This is a genomic window from Kitasatospora sp. NPDC059747 (genome assembly GCF_042732955.1).
Classification (GTDB): Bacteria; Actinomycetota; Actinomycetes; order Streptomycetales; family Streptomycetaceae; genus Kitasatospora.
On sequence record NZ_JBHWGV010000246.1, the window covers coordinates 1 to 4,220 of the forward strand.

3 protein-coding genes are annotated in these 4,220 nt (G+C 72.6%); 1 reads left to right on the forward strand and 2 read right to left on the reverse strand.

The window, feature by feature from the left end; genetic code table 11:
- The first annotated feature begins 186 nt into the window (after positions 1-186).
- Entirely contained in the window at positions 187-1,683 is a 1,497-nt protein-coding gene (locus ACFV4G_RS43110) for an MFS transporter (RefSeq protein WP_380449071.1), read from the forward strand.
- A gap of 144 nt (positions 1,684-1,827) precedes the next feature.
- Here the strand turns inward: ACFV4G_RS43110 and ACFV4G_RS43115 are convergent, their stop codons facing one another.
- The gene (locus ACFV4G_RS43115) at positions 1,828-3,321 is read right to left on the reverse strand and encodes a DNA polymerase IV (protein ID WP_380449073.1); all 1,494 of its coding nucleotides are present in this window, start codon (positions 3,319-3,321) and stop codon (positions 1,828-1,830) included.
- A 105-nt stretch (positions 3,322-3,426) separates the two neighbouring features.
- On the reverse strand, positions 3,427-4,149 hold the full coding sequence (locus ACFV4G_RS43120) for a vancomycin high temperature exclusion protein (protein ID WP_380449075.1): 723 nt from the start codon (positions 4,147-4,149) through the stop codon (positions 3,427-3,429).
- Positions 4,150-4,220: the final 71 nt, after the last annotated feature.

The following is a 4,220-nucleotide window of genomic DNA, read 5'->3' on the forward strand; positions in this document are numbered from 1 at the left end:
ATCCCACCCCCGTTTTCCAATATGAATATATCACACACCCCCCCCCCCCCCGCCCGCCGCCGCCCCCCCCCACCCCCACCCGACCACCCCCCTTTGCCAAACCTTAACCACTCGATATTTGACACTCTGAAGTATCTCCCTGCATGGTTATTTCAGTTCATTCACTATGTACGGGAGGAAGCAACCGTGAGTGAGGCACCACAGCCCACCACCGCGGCCGAGAAGCAGAGCACCACCCGGGTCCTGCCGGCCCTCATCCTGGCGATGCTGTCGTTCAGCGTGGTGCAGACCGCGGTCGTCCCGATCCTGCCGTCGCTGGCCAAGGAACTGGACGTCTCCGGCTCCAACATCACCTGGCTGATGACCGCCAACCTGCTCTCCGCCGCCGTGCTGACTCCCCTCCTGGGCCGCTTCGGCGACCTCCGGGGCCGCAAGCCGATGCTGCTGATCTCGCTGGCCGGTCTGGTCGCCGGTTCGGCGCTCGCCGTCAGCACCCACTCGTTCAGCCTGCTGATCGTCGCCCGCGTCCTCCAGGGCGCCGGCGGTGGCGTGATGCCGCTGGCGATCAGCATCGTCCGCGACGAGCTGCCCAAGCAGAAGGTGACCGGCGGCGTCGCCGCCATCAGCGCCTCGATGGGCGTCGGCTCCGGCCTCGGCCTGGTGGCCACCGGTCTCCTGCTGGAGCACTGGAACTACAAGTCGATCTTCTGGATGGGCCTGGTCTTCGGCCTGATCGCGGTCGCCCTGGTCGCCTTCCGCGTCCCGTCCGACCCGGTGACCGACAAGGAGGGCGGCGCCGACCCGCTCGGCGCCCTCACCCTGGCCGGCTGGCTCTCCGCCCTGCTGGTCGCGGTCAGCCAGGGCAACCACTGGGGCTGGACCTCCACCAAGACCCTCGGCCTGTTCGCCGTCGCCGCCGTCGTGGCCCTGATCTGGGGCGTCATCGAGGTCAAGGTCAAGCACCCGCTGGTCGACCTGAGCATGATGTCCCGCCCCGCGGTCGCCTTCACCAACCTGGCCGGCCTGCTGATCGGCTTCGGCATGTACGGCTCGTTCATGGTGATCAGCAACTTCGCCCAGACCCCCGAGAAGCTGGCCCACTACGGCTTCACCGCCACCGTGCTGCACGCCGGCATCATGCTGCTGCCGTCCGCCATCGGCTCGATGGTGGCCGCTCCGGTCGGCGCCATGCTGATCGCCCGCCGCGGCCCGCGTCTGCCGCTGGTCCTCGGTGGCGTCCTCGGCGCCGTCGCGATGGCCTACCTGGCGCTGCGCCACAGCCACGAGGGCGACATCTACACCGCCTCCGCCATCTTCGGCCTCGGCATCGGCCTCGCCTTCGCCGCGATGCCGGCGTACATCAACGGCGCCGTCCCGGTCGAGCAGAGCGGCATCGCCAACGGCATGAACTCCGTGCTGCGCACCGTCGGTGGCGCGATCGGCACCGCCGTGATGACCGCCATCCTGACCGGCGACACCATGAAGCTCCCGATCAAGATCCCGGTGCTGCTGCCGACGCTGGACGCCTACAAGCACGCGTTCTGGACCACCGCCGTGGTTTGCATCATCGCCGGTGTCGTGCCGTTCCTGATCCGCACCGTCAAGTCCTCCGCCCCGGTCACCGCCTCCGGTGCCCAGGCCGGGCAGATCCCCAGCGACGAGCTGGTGAAGACCGACGCCTGACGAGGCGTCCGCCCCCGCGCTCAGGGACAGGGCGCGGGGGCCCGGACCTCACACGGTCGGGAGGGCATCGCGACCGCCCGAGGCCCGGTAACGGAATGCGGCCCCACCTGGTACTCCCCTTCCAGGTGGGGCCGCAACGCGTTCTCAGCCCTCCTCCTCGGCGCCCTCCTCGGCGCCCTCCTCGGCGCCCTCCTCGCCGTCCTCCACGCCGTCATCCCCCACGTCCTCCTCGGCACCCTCCTCGGCCCCGGCGCCGAACCGCCGGCCGCCCCAGTCCTCACCCTCGACCAGCGGCAACGGCCGGGCCGGCTCCAGGTCGGGATCGTCCACCGAGAAGGTCCGCACCCGCCCCGGCCCGCTCCACGGCGTCTCGAACCGCACGGTCACCCGCCCGACGCCACTGCCCTGCACCCACCCGGGCCCGTACTCCGCGTGGTGGACGTCCTGCCCGGGCATCCAGCGCCGCAGGGCGGGCTCCTCCGGCTCCTCCGCGGCCCCCGCGCCCTCCTCGCCGCCGTGTTCGAGCGCGGCCTCCTCCCGGACGGCCTGGGCGAACAGGTCCTCCTGGGTGTAGTCGGCGAGCTGCGAGACCCCGACGCCGAGCAGCCGCACGCCGCCCGTGATGTCCACCTGGGACGCCAGCCGGCGCGCCGTCTCGGTGATCACCGTCTCGTCGTCCGTCGGCCCGCGCAGCGTCTCCGACCGGGTGAGCGTCGAGAAGTCGAAGCGGCGGACCTTGAGCACCACCGTCCGCCCCGAGCGCCCCGCGGCCCGCAGCCGCCGCACGCACCGGGCGGCCAGCACCTCGACCTCGCGCAGCACGCGGTCCCGGTCGGCGAGGTCCACCTCGAAGGTGTCCTCCACCGAGACCGACTTGGCGTCCTGGTCGGCCACCACGGGCCGGTCGTCCAGCCCTATCGACATGGCGTAGATGCCGCTGCCGTGGGCCTTGCCGACCAGTTGGACGAGCTCCGCCTCGCCCGCGTCGGTGAGGTCGGCCACCGTGACCAGCCCGGCCCGCCGCAGCACCTGCTCGGTGGCCGGCCCGATCCCGGGCAGCGCCCGCACCGGCATCGGGCCGAGCACGGCCCGCTCCTGCCCGGGCTCGATCAGCACCAGCCCGTCCGGCTTGGCCCGCTCGGAGGCGATCTTCGCCATCAGCTTGGACCCGGCCGCGCCGACCGACCCGGTGACCCCGGTGTGCCGACGGATGTCGGCCCGCAGGTCCTCCCCGAGCGCCAGCACCAGCCGCTCCCCGGTCTGGTGGTCCGCCTCCCTCAGTGCCGGGCCGTACGGACCGGCCTCCAGGTCGACGAACGCCTCGTCCAGGCTCAGCGGCTGCACCAGCGGCGACAGCTCCCGCAGCAGGCCCATGACGATGTCGCTGACCTGCCGGTAGGCCTCGAACCGCCCGGTCAGGAAGGCCGCGTTCGGGCACAGCCGGCGCGCCTGCGCCGTCGGCATCGCCGAGTGCACCCCGAACTTCCGCGCCTCGTACGACGCGGTGGAGACGACCCCGCGCCCGCCCACCCCGCCGACGATCACCGGCTTGCCGCGCAGGCTCGGCTTGGCCGCCTGCTCCACCGCCGCGAAGAAGGCGTCCATGTCGAGGTGGATGATGCTCGGCAGTGATCGCACGCGCCGATCATGCCGCACGGGTCCGACAGTGCGTGCGAACCCGGCCGCACCCCCGCCTCGCCCCGGCCGCGCCCCCTCCGATACCCCGCTCCGCTACCCCCTCCGCTACCTCTGGGCGGCCTGCGCCAGCGCCTTCGGGATCCCGTCCTCCTTGGGCCCGAGGAACACCGGGTCCGGCCGCATCCAGGCGCTCAGCGCCGCCTTGCCGGCCCCCGGGATCTCCCGCAGGCCGCCGTACAGCCACGTCACGTCGTGCAGCTCCGGCACCCCGACGGCGTACGACTCGATCCCGGCCGCCCGGCACAGGGCCAGCGCCCGCCGGACGTGGAAGTCCTGGCTCACCAGCACCGCGCGGTCCACCCCGAAGACGCGGTGCGCCCGGGTGCAGGAGTCCCACGTGGTGAAGCCCGCGTAGTCCCGGACCACCCGGTCCTGCGGGACGCCGTGGTCGACCAGGTAGCGGAACATCGCGTCGGGCTCGCTGTACTCCACCCGCCCGTTGTCGCCGGTCACCAGGATCGCCCGGACCTTCCCCTCCCGGTAGAGGTCCAGCGCCCCGACCAGGCGGTGCTCCAGATAGGGCGTCGGTTGTCCGCGGTCCAGCCCGGCCCCGAAGACGACCGCCACCGGCGCCGAGGGCGCGGACTCCACCGTGCCCACCCGGTCCCCCGCCGTCAGCCACAGCCAGGACATCGGCGCCAGCGCCACCGCGCAGCAGAGGACGGCCAGTTGGTAGATCCTGCGCTGCGTCCGCCGCTGCCGCAGCCGGACGGCCCACTGCTCGGCCCGGCGCCGCAGCAGGCCCGCTATCCCGGAGCCGACGCTCACGTGCCCTCCCTAGATCGTTCCACCAGGCACCACGACGAGGCCGCGGGCCCGGACGGTTCCCCGTCCGGGCC